This window comes from Thalassovita sp. ABM4_323 (genome assembly GCF_056158665.1).
In genome coordinates, this window is the sequence record NZ_JBSWTS010000007.1 from 794,328 (window position 1) to 814,235 (window position 19,908).

The window sequence follows — 19,908 nt, forward strand, 5'->3', positions numbered from 1 at the left end:
CGGGACGAAGCCGCGCACATGACACAGACCGAGTTTGGGGTATTCAAAGGACATCAGCGCGGGAACTGGATTAAGCTGCGGACCATCATCCTGTTGCGCTGGGTCGCGATTGCAGGACAGATCAGCGCATTGATCGTCGCCGGGCAGCTGCTGAAGCTGAACATCGAATATGGGCTATGCATTCTGGTGGTCAGCGTCTCGGTCGTGGGCAACCTGGTGGCGATGTTCATCTTTCCCGAAAGCAAGCGTCTGTCCGAAGCTGAAAACCTGCTGATGGTCCTGTTCGACTTGTTGCAGCTGACCGTGCTGCTGGCGCTGACCGGAGGGCTGCATAACCCGTTCTCGATCCTGATTCTTGGGCCCGTGACCGTTTCGGCCTCGGCTTTGTCACTTAGGTCGACCATCTTTTTGGGGATTACCGCGATATTTGTTGTGACTCTGCTTGCAGAATTCCACCTGCCTCTGCGGACAGAACAGGGTTTCATCTATCGTGTCCCCGAGATTTTCCTGTTCGGCAATTGGGTCGCCATTGTGATTGCCGTGGTCTTTTTGGGGATCTACTCGCGCCGGGTGACGGTCGAGATGCACTCGATGTCAGACGCTCTGCAGGCAACGTATATGGCCCTGTCGCGGGAACAAAAGCTGACGGATATCGGCGGGATCGTCGCGGCCGCCGCGCACGAACTTGGCACTCCATTGGCCACGATTAAGCTGACCAGCGCCGAACTGGCGGACGAGCTGGACGCGCGCCCCGACCTGCAAGAGGACGCCTTGCTGATCAAGGAACAAGCCGATCGATGCCGGGACATCATGCGCTCGATGGGGCGGGCGGGCAAAGACGATCTGCACATGCGCCAGGCCCCACTAAGCGAGGTGATCCGCGAAGCAGCCGAGCCACATTTGGATCGTGGAAAAGCCATCCATCAGGACCTGGATATCGAAAACGCTGACCTGGCCCATCAACCCAGCATTTTACGACGCCCTGAAATCATTCACGGACTGCGCAACCTGGTTCAGAATGGAGTGGATTTCGCCCGTGAAAACGTCTGGATCGAAAGCGAATGGTCCGAGGACTTGGTCACGATACGCATTATGGATGACGGCAAGGGCTATCCCTCGCATTTGATTGGTCGTATCGGCGATCCTTTCATGCGACGGCGCAAGAATTCGTCTGACAGGGCCCAGCGCCCGGGATACGAGGGCATGGGCTTGGGGTTATTCATTGCGAAGACCCTGCTGGAACGATCCGGAGCCGAGCTGAGCTTTGCCAATGGGAGCGATGCCAACGCCTATGCCAAACCCGGGGCGCCAAAAATAGGTGCTATCGTCGAGGTTGTTTGGCCTCGCAGCAAGATTGACGCCATCCACGGAGAAAACGCCGTACCAATTGGTCAAAATCAACCGCTAAGCATTTGAATCTACGGCGCGTTAACTATTTGTTAACGAAATGCCCCTCAACCTGAAAGGGTATTGTCAGGGGGTGGGATGCTTAGCTTGTCCGCGATATTGTTCACGTCCATCATTTCTGCCTCTGCGGCCTCGGCTGCGGTTTTCTATTTCCTAAGCAATCGCCGCACAAAGGATGTCGGTGGCGCCAGTCCGGATCATGATATCCGTTTCCTTTTCCAGGGTGTGGATCTGCTAAACATTTCTGGCGGGGGCGAGTGGCTGTTCGAAACCGGTCACGGAATTGGCAATACCGACTGGGCTCAGCTACGGCATGTTTTGTTGCCACGATTTCCCAAGTTTCCATCCACCCCCGAGGAGCTGGACACAGATATTGTCAGCTTCCCCTCCTGCGTGCCCGGCGACGAGGCTGAATTGCTGCTAGAACGCATCAACACCATGATGCGTATCACCATTCTGCACCCTGATGGCGGTGTCGCGCACGCGGTCGATCTGCATCAGCGGCTGATCTCGGACAACCGCATGGGCTTGTTTGAACAGGCCGTCGACAACAGCCCTTTTCCCATCTGGAGCACAGATCAGCAGAATCAGATGATCTGGGCCAATCCCGCCTATTTCCAGCTGGCCAGCAATGTAGAAACTGACCTGGAAACCGATCTGCCCCAACTGTTTTCCTTACCCGAACCGTCAGCGACCACCAGCCCTCGACAACGCCTATCCGTGGCGCTGAAAGAAAACGACAGCAATATCTGGTTTGATGTGACCTCGACCGCGACGCCGTCGGGTCAAATGCATTATGCGATCGACGTAAACCCAGTTGTCCGGGCCGAGATCGCGCAGCGGAACTTTGTTCAGACACTGACCAAGACTTTTGCGCAGCTGTCCATCGGTCTGGCCATTTTCGACCGCAAACGACAATTGGCGCTGTTCAATCCCGCCCTCACGGATCTGATTCATCTTAGCCCTGAGTTTCTTAGCGCGCGGCCGACTTTGTTCAGTTTCTTTGACCAGCTCCGGGATTTGCAGATCATGCCCGAGCCCAAGGATTACGGCAATTGGCGCGAAGAAATGTCCGAGCTGGTTCTGGCCGCCACCGATGGTCGATATCACGAAACCTGGAGCCTGCCGAATGGTCTGACCTATCGTGTAACCGGGCGCCCGCATCCTGACGGCGCGGTTGCGTTCCTGTTCGAGGACATCAGCTCTGAGGTTTCCTCGACCCGGCGCTATCGCTCTCAATTGGACGATCTGCATGCGTTGCTGGACAGCATGCCCCAGGCGGTTGCGTTTTTTTCGACCGATCAGACCCTAACCTTTGCCAACGCAGCCTATCGCGACCTCTGGGACTGCGATCCCGATGTTGGCCTGATGGTCGAAACGCTGGCCCAAGCCATCGGGAAATGGGCGCGTTTATGCCTGCCGGGCACGGATTTTTCGTCTTTGACCAGTGGGGAAACGGACCCCTTTGTTGTGACGATGACCGATGGGCGGCAAATCTCTTGTGCCGTTATGCCCATGCCCGCTGGGAAGTTCGCGGTAACCTTTGATTCTCTACGCGAGGCGCTGCCGCGTAGTCTGGCCCTGCCTGCGTGAAGCCGCTTGCGGGTGGCGCGTGGTCAGGTAATCTCGCGCCATGGTGATCGAAAAACGGCTCAACTCCCCAGAGGAAACCAGCAACTTTGCCGCAGCGCTGGGGGCGCGGCTGGCCTTGGGCGATGTCATTCTGCTTGAGGGCGGGATTGGCGCCGGAAAAACCCATTTTGCACGCAGTCTGATCCAATCATTGCTGGAACAGCCCGAGGACGTGCCCTCGCCTACATTCACGCTGGTTCAGGTCTATGACACCCCAATCTCCGAGATCTGGCACGCCGACCTGTATCGCCTGACGGACCCAAACGAAGCCATCGAGCTGGGGTTGGAAGAGGCGTTTGACTCAGGGATCTGCCTGGTCGAGTGGCCTGACCGCTTGTCTGATCTGACCCCCGCGGACGCACTGCTGCTAAGTTTCGAGGCCGAGGGTGACAGCACCCGCCTGGTAACCGCAGGTTGGCAGGCCGAAAAATGGACTGAGCGCCTGAAAGGATTGCTATGACGGATCGGGCAACACTTGTCAGAAAGTTTCTTTCTGGCACCGATTGGGCTGGAATCGAGCCTGTTTCTCTGGCTGGTGATGCCTCGAACCGGCGGTACGATCGGCTGATCCGCGATGGGGACTCCGTTGTATTGATGGATGCGCCGCCGGAAAAGGGCGAGGACGTGCGCCCCTTTGTTCGCATCGCGCAATTCCTGAGCGAGAACGGATTGAGCGCCCCCAAAATTTTGCATCAGGATGCTGAAAACGGGTTCTTGCTGCTCGAAGATCTGGGCGATGGTTTATTCGCGCGGGTCGCCCAGTCCGATCCGGAAACCGAGCCCCAACTCTATACCGCAGCAACGGATGTTCTGGTGCAATTGCATCGGGTCAGCCCGCCCGCATTGGCCCCATACTCGGCCGAAGTGATGACAAAAATGGCCGCCTTGGCGTGGGATTGGTACAGAAAGGGGATCTCTGGTCAGGCTGACGCGCAGGCGTTCACTGACGCATTTCTGCCCATTCTGCGCGCCCATGCAGGGGACCAAACCGTCCTAATCCAGCGGGACTATCACGCCGAAAACCTGCTGTGGTTGCCGGATCGCGCGGGCGTCGCCCGCGTCGGACTGCTGGATTTCCAGGACGCCATGACAGGGCACCCAGCCTATGATCTGGTTTCGCTGCTGAAAGACGCGCGTCGGGATGTGTCCGCCGATCTGGAACAACAAATGATCGCGCATTACGTCAGCGAAACAGGCTCTGATCCAGCGGAATTCCAGTCAGCCTATCAGGTTTTGGGTGTACAGAGGAACCTGCGGATTCTGGGCGTGTTTGCCCGACTTTGTCTGCGTGACACCAAGCCCTCATATGTCGATCTGATCCCACGCGTCTGGCGACATCTGCAAAACGGGCTGGCTCATCCGGCGCTGACCCCTGTTGCGCCGCTGATCCAGGATTTGCCCGAACCCACACCAGAAAACCTGCAACGACTAAAGGATCAAGCCGGATGCGCCCAAGGTCAGTGATGCTTTTCGCCGCCGGTCTGGGCACGCGGATGGGTGCTCTGACCAGGACGCGACCCAAGCCGATGATCCCGGTTGCAGGCAAACCTTTGCTGGATCATGCATTGCATCTGGTCGAAGGCCAGGGTTTCGACCCTATCGTAGTGAATCTGCACTTTCTGCCGGACCAAATCCGAGAATATCTGACCGGGCGGCCAGTGGTGTTTTCTGACGAATCCGAAGCGTTGCTGGAAACTGGCGGCGGGTTAAAGGCAGCGTTGCCGCTGCTGGGCGACGGGCCGGTGCTGACGATGAACACTGATGCGGCCTGGGCGGGTCCGAACCCCGTTCCGATGCTGATCGAGGCCTGGGATCCCGCCAGGATGGATGCGCTCTTGATGTGCGTACCGCGCGAAAACGCCGTTGGCCACCGGGGGCAGGGTGATTTTCTGCTGAACAAAGGTGTCCTGTCGCGCGGTCCTGGGCTTGTCTATACCGGTGTTCAGATCATCAAGACCGATCTGCTGGCCGACATACCGGAACGCGCCTTTTCCTTAAATGTGTTGTGGGATCAAATGCTGGCCAATTGCCGGGCCTTTGGGCTGAGCTATCCCGGCAAATGGGCCGATGTTGGCCGGCCCGAAGGCATTGAACTGGCCGAAACCATGTTAAGCAACGCTGATGTTTGAACCGTCTGACACTCCGCGCGTGTATGGCGTTCCTCTGGGGGTGGATTTCCCGGCCGCTCTGGTGCGCGGACTAGAACAGCGCGGGCAGGATCACCGCCCCGAGCAACTGGCGCGAACCCAGTTGATCCTGAACACACAGCGGATGAAGCGCCGTGTGCGGGACCTGTTTGATGCAGGGCCGGCGCGGCTGTTGCCTCGATTGCAGCTGGTGACCGACCTGGCGGTGGGCGCGGGTCTGTCTGATATCCCGCCTGCGGTGCCTGCCTTGCGGCGGCGGCTGGAAATCTCGCAGTTGGTGTCGATTCTGTTAGAGCGCGAGCCCGATCTTGCCCCGCGATCCTCGCTGTATGATTTGGCCGACAGCCTGGCCGCTTTGCTGGACGAAATGCATGGCGAGGGTGTTGATCCTCAGGTTATCCGAACCCTCGATGTGTCGGATGAAAGCGGGCATTGGGGCCGCTCGCTGCAGTTTCTCGAGATCGTTCAGCACTACTTTGACCAAGCGCACGAGGCGCCGGACAAGGAAACGCGGCAGCGGATGGTTGTGCAGGAATTGTCTCGAATCTGGGCCGAAAATGCACCGCAGCACCCGGTGTTGATTGCGGGCTCGACCGGATCGCGCGGCACCACGATGTTGTTGATGAAGGCGATCAGCCAGCTGCCCCAAGGGGCGATCATTCTGCCCGGATTCGATTTCGATATGCCGCGACAGGCCTGGGCCGATCTCGCCGATCCGCTGACCTCGGAGGATCACCCGCAATTTCGGTTTCACAAGCTGCTGACCGAGCTGGGACTGACCCCCTCTGATGTCGCGCGTTGGGATGATAGCCGACCCACCAACGCGCCGCGCTCGGCCTTGGTGTCCCTGGCGTTGCGCCCTGCGCCCGTGACGGATCGATGGCTGAGCGAAGGACCCGAATTGACCAATCTGCCAGAGGCGATGGCGGATGTGACCGTGCTCGAGGCGCCCTCGGTCCGAGACGAAGCCCTGGCCATCGCGATGCGACTGCGCCAGGCTGTTGACGAAGGCATAACCGCTGCGCTTATCACACCGGATCGGATGCTGACACGCCAGGTTTCGGCCGCTTTGGGTCGTTGGGGGGTCTTGCCCGATGATAGCGCCGGAACACCGCTGCAGCTGACGCCTCCGGGTCGGTTCTTGCGCCATATTGCGGCTCTGTTTCACCAGAAATTGACCTCCGAGGCTTTGCTGACCCTGTTGTCGCATCCACTGACGCATTCAGGGGGTCAGCGCGGGATGCACCTGTTATTGACCCGCGAGCTAGAGCTGTTCATCCGCAAACAGGGCGTGCCCTATCCAGATGCGGACTTGCTGACGCGGTTTGGTGCAAAATCAACGCAAGATGGAGCCGCTGACTGGGCGAATTGGGTCGCTGATACCTTTTTAGATCAGACCGCCAACACCATGTCCTTGGAAGACTGGATCGCGCGGCACCTGGCATTGGCCGAACAGATCGCGGATGGCGCAACGCCCGCCCAGGCCTCGGAGTTATGGAAAGAAGACGCTGGCCGCGCCGCGCTGGCGACGGTCACGGATTTCCAGACCGAGGCGCCCTTCGGAGGGGACATGTCGGCGCATGATTACGCCGATATGTTCGGGGCGATCCTTTCGCGCGGCGAGGTGCGAAACCCCGACACACCGCATCCCAATATCCTGATTTGGGGGACGCTCGAGGCCCGAGTGCAAGGCGCTGACCTGCTGATCCTGGCCGGACTGAACGAGGGCAGCTGGCCCGAGGCGCCCTCTCCCGACCCTTGGCTGAACCGACGCATGCGGCTGAACGCGGGTCTGTTACTGCCCGAACGGCGCATTGGCCTGTCGGCGCATGATTTCCAACAAGCCATCGCCGCGCCACAGGTGTGGCTGACACGCTCGATCCGGTCTGATGACGCGGAAACCGTGAAATCGCGCTGGCTGAACCGGATTACCAATTTGCTAAGCGGCCTGCCCGATCAAGGTGGCCCGCAAGCCCTGCGCGACGCGACTGAACGAGGGCAAACCTGGCTGGCGATGGCACGCAAGTTGGAAGAACCAGGGAAAACTCCCGCCGCGCCGCGTCCTTCGCCTGCCCCGCCGGCCGAGTCCCGGCCTCGTCAACTGTCTGTCACCGAGATCGCGCGCCTGATCCGCGACCCTTATGCCGTGTATGCCCGCCGGGTTCTGGGGCTGCGCCCGTTGGATCCGTTGATGAAAGCGCCCGATGCCTTGTTGCGCGGCACCGTGGTTCACGAGGTGTTCGAACATTTCATTCGCGATGTTGACGGCGAACTGACCTCTGCTCGGCTAACCCAAATCGCTGCTGATACTCTGGCTCAGAACGTTCCGTGGCCCGAAATTCGCAGCCTCTGGGCCGCGCGCGTTCATCGTGTCGCCGATTGGTTCGTTGCCCAAGAACAAACACGGCGCAAAACCATGCGGCCCGCCAAGCTGGAGGTCAGCGGCAGCGCCTCGATCCCGCATCTGGGCTTTACCCTGACCGCCAAGGCCGACCGGATTGATCTGGATTCGAACGGGCAAGCCTATCTATTCGACTACAAAACCTCGAACCCGCCAACCAAGGCCCAGCAGAAGGCGTTTGACAAACAATTGCTGCTAGAGGCCGCAATGCTGGAAAAAGGTGGCTTTGAAAATATGGGTGCGCCGAGCGTGGCAAAAGCGACCTATATCGGCCTCAGCGCAACCCCAAAAGAGCAAGACGCCCCGCTGAATGAAGAGCCCGTTCCCGTCATATGGGCGCGGTTCGAACAGTTGATTTCGGCCTATTTAGAGCCTGAAACTGGCTTTACCGCGCGCCGTGCCATGTTCCTGGATCGCGATATTTCCGACTATGATCCGCTGTCGCGCTTTGGCGAATGGGACCTGACCACCGAGCCTGAAAAGGAGCGTGTGAACCATGCGGAATGAGGCAACACAGGCGCAGGTCACCGCTGCGCGTCCGGGTTGGTCCACGTGGCTGTCTGCCAATGCGGGCTCGGGGAAAACGCGGGTTCTGACGGACCGTGTGGCGCGCCTGCTGCTGCGGGATGTTCAGCCTCAGCATATTCTGTGTCTGACCTATACCAAGGCCGCCGCCAGCGAGATGCAAAACCGTTTGTTCAGTCGCCTGGGCGCCTGGGCGATGCTGCCGGACGACGCGCTGCGCAAACAGCTGGACGAGCTGGGCGCCGATGGCGAGGTGGATGATGACGCGCTGCGTAACGCCCGAACTTTGTTCGCGCGGGCCATTGAAACGCCGGGCGGGCTGAAAATCCAGACGATCCACTCGTTTTGTTCGGCGCTGCTGCGAAGATTTCCGCTTGAGGCAAAAGTGAGCCCTCAGTTCAAGGAAATGGAGGACCGCGCTGCCGCCTTGCTGCGCGAAGAGGTGCTGCGTACGCTTGCCGAAAACGATCCGGACCGCCTGGCCGGAGTTGCCCGCTATGTGACCGCTGGGGATTTTGACGGGCTGACCCGTGATTTGGTGATGCATCGCGCCAAGTTTGGCACGTTCCGAACGCCTGACGAATGCCTGACGCTGTTCGATCTGCCCTCAGATTTTGACGAAACCGCCCTGCTGAAGCTGGTGTTTCTGGGGGGCGAGGCCGAGCTGCTGAACCAGCTGATCACCGCGCTACGCTCTGGTGGGGCAACAGACAACAAGAACGCCGACAAGTTAATGATGATCGGTGACCTGACGCTGAAATCCTTGCCGATTCTGGAAAGCGTGCTTTTGACCGGGAAGGGCGCGAAAAGCCCGTTTTCCGCCAAGTTAGGCTCTTTTCCTACCAAGGCCGTTCAGAAAAACCACCCTGATTTGATGACGCGGATTGAACCGCTGATGCTGCGGGTCGAGGACGCCCGAGAGAAACGATTGGCGCTGGCAGCGGCACGCAAAACGGCGGCGCTTCATGATTTCGCCAGCGCATTTTTGCCCGCCTATGAACAGAAAAAGCACGATCGCAGCTGGCTGGACTTCGACGACCTGATCCTGCGAGCCCGTGACCTGCTGACGGACCCGGCTGTTGCGGCCTGGGTGCTGTATCGTTTGGACGGAGGCATCGACCATATTCTGGTGGACGAGGCGCAGGATACCTCGCCCGCGCAATGGAAGGTGATCGAGCTGCTGGCACAGGAATTCACCAGCGGGCAGGGGGCGAGGACCGACAAAGAGCGCACCATTTTCGTTGTCGGCGACAAGAAACAGTCGATCTATTCCTTCCAGGGCGCCGATCCGCGCGAATTTGATCGGATGCAGCAGGAATTTGGACAGCGCCTGGATCAGACCGACCACCCGCTGGCGGTGCAGGAATTGCAGTATTCCTTTCGCTCGTCCAAAGCCATTCTGGATCTGGTGGATGAAACATTCCGTGGGCACGAGGATTTAGGATTTCCCACCGGAGGGCAGCACCGCGCCTTTAAGGATCGGATGCCAGGGCGGGTGGATCTGTGGCCGATCGTGGCCCCGACCAAGGATGAGTCCGAAGAAGACTGGTTCGAACCCGTCGACCGTCCAAGCGAGAAACACCATCGCATTCAACTGGGCGAACATATCGCGGACGGGATCAAGGCGCTGATTGACGCTGAACACCCCATTCCCGAAGAGATCGGGCATAGCGGCGAATATCGGATGCGGCCGGTGCGACCCGGGGATTTCCTGATTCTGGTGCGCAAACGCTCGGGCCTGTTCCCCGAGGTGATCCGGGCGCTAAAGGATCGAAAGCTGGCCGTCGCTGGGGCAGATCGCCTGAAGGTCGGTGCGGAATTGGCGGTCAAGGATCTGGCCGCCTTGCTGGCCTTTCTGTCCACGCCCGAGGACAGTTTAAGCCTGGCGGTCGCGCTGAAATCGCCCCTGTTTGGCTGGAGCGAAACTCAGCTGTTTGATCTGGCGCACGGGCGCAAAGAGCCGTTCTTGTGGGAAACCCTGCGCAAACGGGCCGACAAATACCCCGCTGAAATGGCTGTTCTGAACGATCTGCGGGGCCAGACCGATTTCCTGCGCCCCTATGATCTGATTGAGCGCATCCTAACCCGGCATGACGGGCGGCGAAAACTGCTGGCACGGCTGGGCACCGAGGCCGAAGACGGGATCAACGCGTTTCTCGCTCAGGCGCTTGCCTTTGAACGCAACGCGATCCCCAGCCTCAAGGGGTTCCTGGAATGGATGGTCACGGATGATCTGGAAATCAAACGCCAGATGGATAGCGCCGAGGACCAGATTCGCGTCATGACGGTGCATGGCGCCAAGGGGCTAGAGGCCCCCATCGTGATCATGCCGGAAACGCTGAATCAGCGGGCTCCGATGGGGGGTGATGTGCAGATTGCGGCGGATACACCGGTTTGGAAGACCAGCTCTGACGACATGCCCGGGCTGTTGGCGCAAACCAAAGCCGCCGAGACCGCGCAGGAGGAACACGAGCGCGATCGTCTTTTGTATGTCGCAATGACGCGGGCGGAAAAATGGCTGATCCTGGCCGGGGCAGGCGAGTACAAACAAGGCGATGGCAGCTGGTATGACAAGGTTCATGCAGCGGCCTGGCAACTGGGCGCGGTGGCGACGCCGAAGCCCACTGGCGACGGGCTGCGGCTGGAGCATATGGATTGGACGGGGCCTGTCGAACGGGTCGAATCCCGGCAGGCTGCCTTGGAAATCGAATTGCCCAAGCTGTTTACCACACCTGTCAGTGACCCCATCAAACCGCTCGGCACGCTCAGCCCCTCGGATCTGGGCGGCGCCAAGGCCCTGCCTGGCGAGGCGGGTCGCGACAAGGACGAGGCCCAGCGTCGCGGCACCTGGCTGCATATGATGCTGGAACATCTGCCGGGCACGGATCCTGCGGCTTGGCCCCGGATGGCTGAAAACATCTGTGGCGGTGCGCCGGACGCACCCGAGCTGTTGGCCGAGGCCAGCCGAGTGATCGGCGCGCCGGATCTGGCCTTTTTGTTCAGTGATTCCACCTTGGCCGAGGTCCCGGTTACCGCTGATCTGCCCGAACTGGGTGGGCGGCGCCTGCATGGGGTGATCGACCGGCTGATTATTTCACCAGATCGTGTGTTGGCGGTCGATTTTAAATCCAACGCCGTTGTGCCCGCGACGGCCGGGCAAACGCCCGACGGTTTGCTGCGCCAAATGGGGGCCTATGCTCATGTTTTGGCACGGATTTACCCCGAGCGGCGGATCGACACCGCTATTCTGTGGACCAAAACCGCGACGCTGATGCCTCTACCACAAGATTTGGTGACTGAGGCTTTGAATACCACAAGCCTCCTTGACGCTGGGGATCAGGCTACCTAGGTTCTGATCCAAACCAAAATTCAGGAGAATTCACATGGCCACTGTTGCCGTTACTGACGCGACTTTCGACGCAGAAGTCAAAAATTCCGACGTCCCCGTTGTGGTGGATTTCTGGGCAGAATGGTGCGGCCCCTGTAAACAGATCGGCCCCGCCCTGGAAGAGCTGTCCGAAGAGCTGGGCGACACCGTGAAAATCGCCAAGGTCGACGTTGACCAGAACCCCAACGCCGCTGCGGCCATGGGTGTGCGTGGTATCCCCGCGCTGTTCATCTTCAAGGACGGTCAGGTTGTTTCAAACCGCGCTGGCGCCGCACCCAAGGCTGCGCTTCAGTCGTGGATCCAAGAACTCGATCTGATCCAGAACAGATCTTCGAATTCAAAACCCCGGCCCAGCGCCGGGGTTTTTTTGTTTACAGCGCGGGCTTGGTCAGCATCAGCCAAACGATCCCCAGCACGGACGCAAATGCGGGAAACCCGAAGGCGAACCACCATTTGAACAGCCGGTGATAGGCTTGCGGCAAGGGGGCCCCCGTATCCCGCGCTTGCCGCGCCAGGTTCCGCATCTTGATCTGCATCCCAACGACTGGCAGCCAGAACACGCCGACAATCACGTACAAGATCAGTGACAAGGCAATCCAACCTTCGGTCAGAGGGTATCCGGTTTTCAGCGCCAACATCACCCCCGTGATCGGCTGTAAAATCGCAGCGCTGGCGGTAAACAGCGTGTCGGCCAGAACCACGATTCCCGCAACATGGGCGATCAAGGATGGGTCGTTGGACCGATGCGAAACCACCATGAAAAACGCGATGCCGGCCCCCGTACCCAGCAGGACGGTGGCTCCGATTACGTGAACAAATAACAAAAACTCGTAGCTCATTCGTCCTCGACCAATACCCACACAAAAAATGCCAGCGCTATGCTGGGAAAGACCTTGATTATGGGGCCCAGCGGGTCCAGCCAAAGGTCAGACGCCATCAACGCCGCGCCCACAAGGTAGGCGATTGAAACCAGGATCATCCCCAGCGCCGCCAGTCGCGTTTTGGATCGCCAGACTATGGCCAATCCCAAGGTGATATCCGCGATGATCCCCGACCAAACTGAGCTCGTGGCAAGCAAATTTGAGGCGCCTCTCTGCGTTAAGATTTCAATGGCCATATTAGGCTCTGACAAGGCGATTATGCCGGAAATGACCCAGAAAATCGCGAGCGTGCCAATTGCCAGCGGCATCAAAAAATAGAGCCTGGAAAAGCTGCGCTCCTGACGCGTGGCCGGCATGTCGGCAAAGGATTGCTCCAACGGGCGACAGGCATGAGACCAGCCGGAGGCATCCCCGCGAATTCCATCCTTTAGGGCCTGGATCGCCGTGGTTCTGAGAGGAGAGCGCCACCCCAACCGCCCAAGCCCATCCGCCGCGTATCCTGACAATCGTAGCAACCCGGCTGGAACTGGCACGGCGACGCCCCGACCAAGCCCCAGCCATTCGCGCGTTTTTTGCACCAGCACCGGAAAGCTCTGAGCGTTCGGCTCGCTTAGATCGGCTGTTGTCTTGTTGGGCACCTCCCCCTTCGCCGCAAGGACCACCGCGCGCGCGACATCATCGATATGCACGGTTTGCACCTGCGCATCGGGCAAGATCACAGGCAATAGTCCCGGCAACGCGGATGCCGCCCGCAATAGGGCCGTGCCACCATAGGCTTCGGGTGACAAAACCAGGGTCGGTCGGAAAATCACCCAATCCGCAGCGCGCTCGGCAAGGATCGCGTCCCCTTGGGCTTTGCTGCGAAAGAATTCGGTTGAGGCCGTCGCGGACACACCAGCCGCCGAGATCTGGATGATGCGAACCGCCTCGGTTTGCGACGCTTTCACCAACCGCTCGACCGCTTGTACATGGATCGCGTGCAAATTGTCGCGCGCTCCGTCCTGCAAGGCACCGGATGCATTCACCACCACATCAAAATCAACCAGCAAATGGCGCCATTCATCAGCGGAAAGGCTTGGAATGTCCTGAATGATCCATTTCGCTGCGGGGTCCGAGCGCAAAGCGCGTTTGCGAGACCGACCAAGACCCGTGACCTGCATACCAGCGCGGTGCAGTTCCCGCATACAGGCTGAACCGATCAACCCATACCCGCCCAACACCAATACCCGGGTCACAACGGCCATCCTGCGCGGGTCAGGGCCTTGGCGATTTGCCGTTCGGCACGAGAGCGTCCGGAATTGATGCAGTTTTTCTGCCAAAACCAGTACACATAGCGCGCGAAATCTGGGCGGTGTTCGTGAATCTGCTCGAACGCGTTGGCAACACCCAAACCCTCGACATTCAACGCGATGTGATGGAAATCAACCTTGGCGAACAATATGCAGGGCTTGCCAAAAAAGAACCCGTTAAAGGCCACGGCTGAATTCTGCGTCACGACGTAATCACAGCGTTGCAACAGGGGCACCATCCCCCCCGTTTGAACACTGAAATTCGAGAACCGCTCCTGCATATGAAGCAGTCGCCGTCGCTCCTCTCGGGTATAGGTTTCGCGGGGGTGCAGCGTGGCTATCACCCGCCGGTTGGGATTCTGGTGCAAAACGGCCATCAGCATCTCGAACGGGCTGGCCATCTGAAACGAGCGCCGTTCGGCCAGAACTCCCTGAAGCGGAACATAGACAAAACCATCATTACTGACGGTCTGGGTCGCACCCTTGAACATGCGCTGCTGCCAACGAGAATAGAAGCCTTCGGCCTGTTTAGGGTCTATTTTGTCCGGATCAAAGCGCTGCTTGGCAACGCGCCAGTTCCAGCGCTCGTTGGTTTTCTCGATGGTCCAAAAAGGCCCATGATAGACCTTGCGAAAGGTCAACCCTTGCTCGGTCGTCGGCTCTTGCATGTGAAACATGGCATAGCCTTCCCGATCCTCGCTGACCACCTGATCCCCCGGTTCGCTATGGCAGAGCTCGGTCTGGAACCCGGCGGATTCGGTCACTGAAATCAGCTGAGACAGGAAATTATGTGTCCCGGCCTGAGCGGCCTTCAGCAGCTTGCCTTCCAGATACAGGCGCAGGATCATGGGTTCGCTCATGGGCGAAAGCTAGCGAGCCGGGACGCCGCAAGCAAGCGCTACTCTTGTGCAGCATGGGCTAAGGTTCCATATAGGCCAACAGGCAAACGGAGGACGCTTATGTCGGACGAAAAATTCCCCGGATGGCACGGCACCACGATCATTGGTGTGAAAAAGGCCGGGCAGGTCGTGATCGCCGGGGACGGCCAGGTTTCGCTGGGTCAGACCGTGATCAAGGGCACTGCGCGCAAGGTGCGCCGGCTTAGCCCTGGCGGGTTCGATGTTGTGGCCGGTTTCGCTGGCTCGACCGCGGATGCGTTTACGCTACTGGAGCGGCTTGAGACCAAGCTGGAAGCAACCCCCGGTCAACTGGCGCGCGCCTCGGTCGAACTGGCCAAGGACTGGCGCACCGACAAATACCTGCAAAAGCTGGAGGCCATGCTGATTGTCACCGACGGCGCCGATATGTTCGTCATTACCGGCGCGGGCGACGTGCTGGAACCTGAACATGACGTGACCGCCATTGGCTCAGGCGGGAACTATGCGCTGGCCGCCGCACGTGGGATGATGGACACCGATCTGTCCGCCGAAGAGGTCGCCCGCAAAGCCATGGCCATCGCCGCCGACATCTGTGTTTACACCAATGGCAACCTGACTGTGGAAAGCATCACAAAATGACCGATCTGACCCCCCGTGAAATCGTATCCGAGTTGGATCGCTTTATCATTGGCCAGGCCGACGCCAAGCGCTCGGTCGCGGTGGCCTTGCGGTCGCGCTGGCGGCGCAAGCAGCTGGACGATGACCTGCGCGACGAGGTGTATCCCAAGAATATCCTGATGATCGGCCCCACCGGTGTGGGTAAAACCGAGATCAGCCGCCGCTTGGCCAAACTGGCCCGCGCGCCCTTTATCAAAGTCGAAGCGACGAAATTCACCGAAGTCGGCTATGTCGGGCGGGATGTAGAACAGATCATTCGTGATCTGGTGGACAGCTCGATCGCGATGACGCGCGAACATATGCGCGAGGACGTGAAGACCAAAGCCTATGAAGCCGCCGAAAACCGCGTGATCGAGGTGATTGCGGGCACTGACGCGCGCGAAGGCACCCGTGAAATGTTCCGCAAAAAGCTGCAAAACGGCGAGCTGGACAACACCGTGATCGAACTGGACGTGGCCGATGCCTCGAATCCGTTGCCGATGATGGATATCCCCGGCCAACCCGGCAGCCAGATGGGCATGATGAATCTGGGCGACATTTTCGGCAAAGCCTTCGGTGGGCGCACCGTTCGTAAGAAGATGACCGTCGCAGAAAGCTACGAGGTATTGATCGCGGAAGAGGCGGACAAACTGCTGGACGATGAAACCGTCACCCGCGCTGCCGTGAAAGCGGTCGAAGAAAACGGCATCGTGTTTCTGGACGAAATCGACAAGGTCTGTGCCCGTTCCGAAGCACGCGGTGCCGATGTCAGCCGTGAAGGTGTGCAGCGCGACCTGCTGCCCTTGATCGAAGGCACGACCGTCAGCACCAAACATGGCCCGGTAAAGACGGATCATGTGCTGTTCATCGCCTCAGGTGCCTTCCACATCGCCAAACCCTCGGATCTGTTGCCGGAATTGCAGGGGCGCCTACCCATCCGGGTCGAGCTGAAAGCCCTGACCGAAGAGGATTTCGTGCGCATTCTGACCGAAACGGACAACGCGCTGACCCGCCAATACACCGCACTTATGGCCACCGAAGAGGTCGAGGTCACCTTTACCGAGGATGGGATCGCTGCTTTGGCCAAGATCGCCGCCGAGGTGAACAAATCGGTCGAAAACATCGGCGCCCGGCGTTTGTATACGGTGATGGAGCGGGTGTTCGAAGAGCTTTCCTTTGCTGCACCTGATCGCGGCGGGCAGACGGTGACCGTGAATGCCGACTTTGTTCAGGAAAACCTGGGCGAGTTCGCAAAGTCCGCCGATGTCAGCCGCTATGTGCTCTAGTCACTGACCGACAAGATGGATAACGTCGCGCCAAAAGGGGCGGCGTTTTTCATGCGTTTCATTGTTCATTTTCTTTTGGTTCTGACGCTTGCCACCGCGTGCAGCGACAAGTCACGGGTGCTTGTAGCCCCCGAAGCCGCGCAAATCGGAACCGAACACAAAGCCTTTGTCGCAAGCCTGCGCGCGCCGACGGATTCGGGCTGGTTTGGCGGGGATAGAGCCGAATCTCTTGCCTATCTGGATCTGGATGTCGCTGTTCCGCCCGCTCACAATGGTGGCAAGATCAGGCTCAGCTACAAACGCACCGATCCCCAAAGGTTTTTCACCGTGACCCAGCGGACAGACCATGGATCGGGATCTGAGTTTGTCTCGGCACTACGGGATCGTCTGCGCGATCAGCCCAAAGGCCAGCGCGACGTGATGCTGTATGTGCACGGCTACAACAACAGCTTTGCCGACGGGGTGTTTCGCACGGTTCAGCTGATGCACGACTTTGATCTGCCCGGGGTTGGGGTGCATTACTCCTGGCCCAGCGCCGCGCATCCGCTGGGGTATGCCTATGATCGCGACAGTGTTTTGTTCGCCCGCGACGGGTTGGAAAAACTGCTGCGCCTTGCCGGTCAGGCCAATCCGGATCGCATCATTCTGGTTGGGCATTCGCTGGGCGCCATGATGGTGATGGAAACCCTGCGCCAGATCGAGATCGGCTCGCCCAACTGGGCGGCCCGGCATTTGGGCGGGGTCGTGCTGGTGTCGCCCGATCTGGATATCGAGGTCTTCAAGCAGCAGGCGCAGCGTTTCGCGCGCTTGCCCGATCCCTTCCTGATTTTCGTGTCGCAAAAAGACCGTGCCTTGCAGCTGTCCAGCCAAATCAACGGGAACAAAACCCGGCTGGGCTTGTTGGAGGATCCGACCAAGATCAGCGATTTGCCGGTCACAGTGGTCGACCTGTCAGAATTCGCCCGGAACTCGGATGATCGGCATTTCACACTGGGTACATCGCCATTGCTGATCCAATTGTTGAACAACAGCCCGGCGGTTAGCCAGACCTTCGATCGCGATGCCGGAGGCCGCATGGGCCTGTTACCCGGAACAGCGATCACCGTGCAAAGCGCGACCAAGATCATCCTCTCGCCGCTGATGCTGCAAAACTAGCGGTGTCGGCGCAGGTAAACGTAATAGGCCCCGGCGCCGCCGTGCTTGATATTGGCCTGTGCGACCTGCAACACCGCCGCGTTTAGCGGGGGCATCGACAGCCATTGCGGCACGTTATGTTTCAGCACGCCGCGACGCACCGGAATCGGGCCGTCATCCTCTTTGGTTTTGCCTTTTCCGGTGATCACCAACACCAGCCGCAACCCCCGCGCATGCGCGCCCAGAATGAACCGGGTCAGGGCAGGGTGTGCGCGATCCAGCGTCATCCCGTGCAGGTCGATCCGGTCCTCGGGCACCAGCTTGCCGCGCTTCATCTTGGTAAAGGATTTCTTATCCATCCGCAGAGGCGCGTTGTGCAGCTCTTCGCTCAACCCAGGGCGCAAACTGTGCGCCGAGGCAGACACCGGCGCAGTCTGCCCAACGGTGAAATCCGGCAGACGCGAGACTGGGCGTTTCTTCGGTTTGGGCTTGGGTTTTGGCAGGTCCCCGGGCGCGCGTTCGGGATGCAGGCGTTGCGCGGTATCGGTCACCATGCGCCACAGCTCGATCTCGGAATTTGTCAATTTGCGGCGGGTCATTGTTCCGATTCCGGCAAAAGGGCATAGGCGCGTTGAATGGGCAGCAAAACCATCATGCGACCGGGGTCTTTCAGCTTGCCGGCCGCACGTCCAGCGGAATCCCCGGTGCCAAAGAAAATATCCGCCCGCTGTGCGCCTTTGATCGCCGATCCAGTGTCTTGCGCGATCATCAAACGACGCAGCGGAGTTTTCCCGTCTTTTTCCACCCAAACCGGCGCGCCCAGCGGGGTAAAGGCCGGATCAACCGCGATCGACCGCATCGTCGTGATCGAGCGATTTATCGCCCCAAGCGGCCCCTTTTCCGGCGAAACGCGGTTCACCGTTCGGAAAAACACATAGGATGGGTTGTGGCGCAGCAGCTCAGCCCCATCGACAGGATTGCGGCGCACCCAGTTCTTGATCACCTGCGCGGAAACCTGATGAGATTTGTAGATCCCGCGCCGGATCAGCTCGACCCCGATGGACCGGTACGGATGCCCGTTCGCCCCGCCATACCCAACACGTATATGGCTGCCGTCGGGCAGGCGAATACGACCAGACCCTTGAATTTGAAGGAAAAACAGCTCGACCGGGTCATCAACCCAAGCGATTTCCAGACCACGTCCCGCCATCACGTCGGTGGTTTCTATGTCGCGACGCGATAGCCAGGTAGACCCCTTTCGCACCTCGGGTGGCAGCCGATATACAGGATAGCGATACCGCGCATCAGGGCGGCGGGCCCCATCCAGCTCGGGTTCGAAATAGCCGGTGAAAAGCGCGTTTTGCCCATCCTCAATCAGGACCGGGCGGAAAAACATTTCAAAAAACGCACGGGGGCTGTCGATATTCTGGGCCACCGCACACAGCGAGGCCCAGTCAGGTTCGTCCAGATCAGGACAGGTTTCCAGAAACGTGCGCAAGGCGGCGGCATGATTGTCCTGCTCCCACCCCTCCAAATCCTTGAAATCCAGAATTCGAAAAGTGGTTTCTTCGGACTGCGCTGTTCCTGCCATGATCAGCCCCAGCGCTGCTGCCGCCAGCGCCCGGATCATCCGCCCGTGGCAACAAGCTGCCAGTTCGGATCGTCCGAGGCCATTTCGCGGGCGAAAGTCCAAACGTCGCGTTGCTTCTTGGGCGCTTTGGGATCGCCCTCGATGATTTCGCCGGCATTGTCGCGCACGGCCGAGGTCAGCTCGCCCACGAAACGCACGGTGATTTCTGCGATACGGCCATCGACGAATTCGGCATCCGCCAAAGAGGTTTCCCGCACGCCCAGGAATTCAGCCTCGATGGTCAGGCCCTGTTCCTGGCGTGATTCGACCACCTGAGCGAAAGTTTCGTACACCTCGTCCGACAGGAACGGCTTGATCTCGGCCAGATCGCCGCGTTCGAACCCCATCAGGATCATTTCATAGGCGCCGCGTGCACCCTGAAGGAATTCACTGACGTTGAAACTGGGCTCCAGGCTTTTCATCTGCGACAGCGCCAGCGCTGCGTCCGAACCTTCGGGGACGTGGTCGATAATGTCACGATCAGGGCCGCCTTCGATCACCGACAGGTCGGGTTTACGCGAAGGGCGCTCGATCGGCTGGGGCGTGGTCGGATTTTCGAACCCGTCGCGCGTACCCAGCACGTTTTTCAGCCGCAGAATAAGGAAAACCGCGATGCCGGCCAGCACCAGAAGCTGCAAAATGGGCGAGTTCAT

Annotated in this window: 16 protein-coding genes and 1 pseudogene; 11 read left to right on the forward strand and 6 right to left on the reverse strand. The window is 59.4% G+C overall.

Going from position 1 to position 19,908, the window contains the following annotated elements:
• Positions 1 to 18 precede the first annotated feature (18 nt).
• The 8 genes and pseudogenes from regB to trxA form a co-directional block, all read left to right on the forward strand.
• The gene (gene regB, locus ACXADQ_RS06210) at positions 19 to 1,416 is read left to right on the forward strand and encodes a sensor histidine kinase RegB (protein ID WP_475316914.1); all 1,398 of its coding nucleotides are present in this window, start codon (positions 19 to 21) and stop codon (positions 1,414 to 1,416) included.
• Between the two features lie 69 nt (positions 1,417 to 1,485).
• The gene (locus tag ACXADQ_RS06215; protein WP_475316918.1) at positions 1,486 to 3,000 is read left to right on the forward strand and encodes a PAS-domain containing protein; all 1,515 of its coding nucleotides are present in this window, start codon (positions 1,486 to 1,488) and stop codon (positions 2,998 to 3,000) included.
• Positions 3,001 to 3,040: 40 nt separating this feature from the next.
• Positions 3,041 to 3,499: a tRNA (adenosine(37)-N6)-threonylcarbamoyltransferase complex ATPase subunit type 1 TsaE gene (gene tsaE / locus ACXADQ_RS06220; RefSeq protein ID WP_475316924.1), complete on the forward strand. Its 459-nt coding sequence runs from the start codon at positions 3,041 to 3,043 to the stop codon at positions 3,497 to 3,499.
• Positions 3,496 to 4,503: an aminoglycoside phosphotransferase family protein gene (locus ACXADQ_RS06225; RefSeq protein WP_475316927.1), complete on the forward strand. Its 1,008-nt coding sequence runs from the start codon at positions 3,496 to 3,498 to the stop codon at positions 4,501 to 4,503. The genes tsaE and ACXADQ_RS06225 overlap by 4 nt, the downstream gene beginning before the upstream one ends.
• Positions 4,503 to 5,168, forward strand: a complete 666-nt coding sequence (locus tag ACXADQ_RS06230; protein WP_475316931.1) for a nucleotidyltransferase family protein — start codon at positions 4,503 to 4,505, stop codon at positions 5,166 to 5,168. The genes ACXADQ_RS06225 and ACXADQ_RS06230 overlap by 1 nt, the downstream gene beginning before the upstream one ends.
• Positions 5,161 to 8,094: a double-strand break repair protein AddB gene (addB, locus tag ACXADQ_RS06235; RefSeq protein ID WP_475316933.1), complete on the forward strand. Its 2,934-nt coding sequence runs from the start codon at positions 5,161 to 5,163 to the stop codon at positions 8,092 to 8,094. Before ACXADQ_RS06230 ends, addB begins: the two co-directional genes overlap by 8 nt.
• Positions 8,084 to 11,461, forward strand: coding sequence for a double-strand break repair helicase AddA (gene addA, locus ACXADQ_RS06240; RefSeq protein WP_475316937.1), 3,378 nt, complete (start codon positions 8,084 to 8,086; stop codon positions 11,459 to 11,461). Before addB ends, addA begins: the two co-directional genes overlap by 11 nt.
• Positions 11,462 to 11,495: 34 nt before the next feature.
• A pseudogene (gene trxA / locus ACXADQ_RS06245) lies at positions 11,496 to 11,807 on the forward strand (thioredoxin); the annotation flags it as partial.
• Positions 11,808 to 11,871: 64 nt separating this feature from the next.
• Here the strand turns inward: trxA and ACXADQ_RS06250 are convergent.
• From ACXADQ_RS06250 to ACXADQ_RS06260, 3 genes are read right to left on the reverse strand one after another with little or no spacing between them, the layout of a single operon-like run.
• Positions 11,872 to 12,339: a DUF2269 family protein gene (locus ACXADQ_RS06250; RefSeq protein WP_475316939.1), complete on the reverse strand. Its 468-nt coding sequence runs from the start codon at positions 12,337 to 12,339 to the stop codon at positions 11,872 to 11,874.
• Positions 12,336 to 13,616 (reverse strand): SDR family oxidoreductase, encoded by a 1,281-nt coding sequence (locus tag ACXADQ_RS06255; protein ID WP_475316941.1) that lies wholly within the window; start codon positions 13,614 to 13,616, stop codon positions 12,336 to 12,338. Before ACXADQ_RS06255 ends, ACXADQ_RS06250 begins: the two co-directional genes overlap by 4 nt.
• Positions 13,613 to 14,518 (reverse strand): hypothetical protein, encoded by a 906-nt coding sequence (locus ACXADQ_RS06260; RefSeq protein ID WP_475316945.1) that lies wholly within the window; start codon positions 14,516 to 14,518, stop codon positions 13,613 to 13,615. Before ACXADQ_RS06260 ends, ACXADQ_RS06255 begins: the two co-directional genes overlap by 4 nt.
• A 111-nt stretch (positions 14,519 to 14,629) precedes the next feature.
• Here ACXADQ_RS06260 and hslV point away from each other — a divergent pair, with 111 nt between their 5' ends.
• Genes hslV through ACXADQ_RS06275 form a run of 3 tightly spaced genes read left to right on the forward strand, consistent with a single transcriptional unit; the run spans position 14,630 to position 17,646 of the window.
• On the forward strand, positions 14,630 to 15,187 hold the full coding sequence (gene hslV / locus ACXADQ_RS06265) for an ATP-dependent protease subunit HslV (RefSeq protein ID WP_475316950.1): 558 nt from the start codon (positions 14,630 to 14,632) through the stop codon (positions 15,185 to 15,187).
• Positions 15,184 to 16,491, forward strand: coding sequence for an ATP-dependent protease ATPase subunit HslU (hslU, locus tag ACXADQ_RS06270; RefSeq protein WP_475316956.1), 1,308 nt, complete (start codon positions 15,184 to 15,186; stop codon positions 16,489 to 16,491). Before hslV ends, hslU begins: the two co-directional genes overlap by 4 nt.
• Positions 16,492 to 16,542: 51 nt before the next feature.
• Entirely contained in the window at positions 16,543 to 17,646 is a 1,104-nt protein-coding gene (locus ACXADQ_RS06275; RefSeq protein ID WP_475316960.1) for an alpha/beta hydrolase, read from the forward strand.
• Here ACXADQ_RS06275 and ACXADQ_RS06280 read toward each other — a convergent pair.
• Genes ACXADQ_RS06280 through ACXADQ_RS06290 form a run of 3 tightly spaced genes read right to left on the reverse strand, consistent with a single transcriptional unit; the run spans position 17,643 to position 19,908 of the window.
• Positions 17,643 to 18,224 carry a Smr/MutS family protein gene (locus tag ACXADQ_RS06280; RefSeq protein WP_475316965.1) on the reverse strand — a complete coding sequence of 194 codons (582 nt, stop codon included), beginning with the start codon at positions 18,222 to 18,224 and terminating at the stop codon, positions 17,643 to 17,645. The genes ACXADQ_RS06275 and ACXADQ_RS06280 overlap by 4 nt on opposite strands.
• On the reverse strand, positions 18,221 to 19,255 hold the full coding sequence (mltA, locus tag ACXADQ_RS06285; protein ID WP_475316967.1) for a murein transglycosylase A: 1,035 nt from the start codon (positions 19,253 to 19,255) through the stop codon (positions 18,221 to 18,223). The genes ACXADQ_RS06280 and mltA overlap by 4 nt, the downstream gene beginning before the upstream one ends.
• Positions 19,252 to 19,908, reverse strand: coding sequence for a Tim44/TimA family putative adaptor protein (locus ACXADQ_RS06290; protein ID WP_475316971.1), 657 nt, complete (start codon positions 19,906 to 19,908; stop codon positions 19,252 to 19,254). Before ACXADQ_RS06290 ends, mltA begins: the two co-directional genes overlap by 4 nt.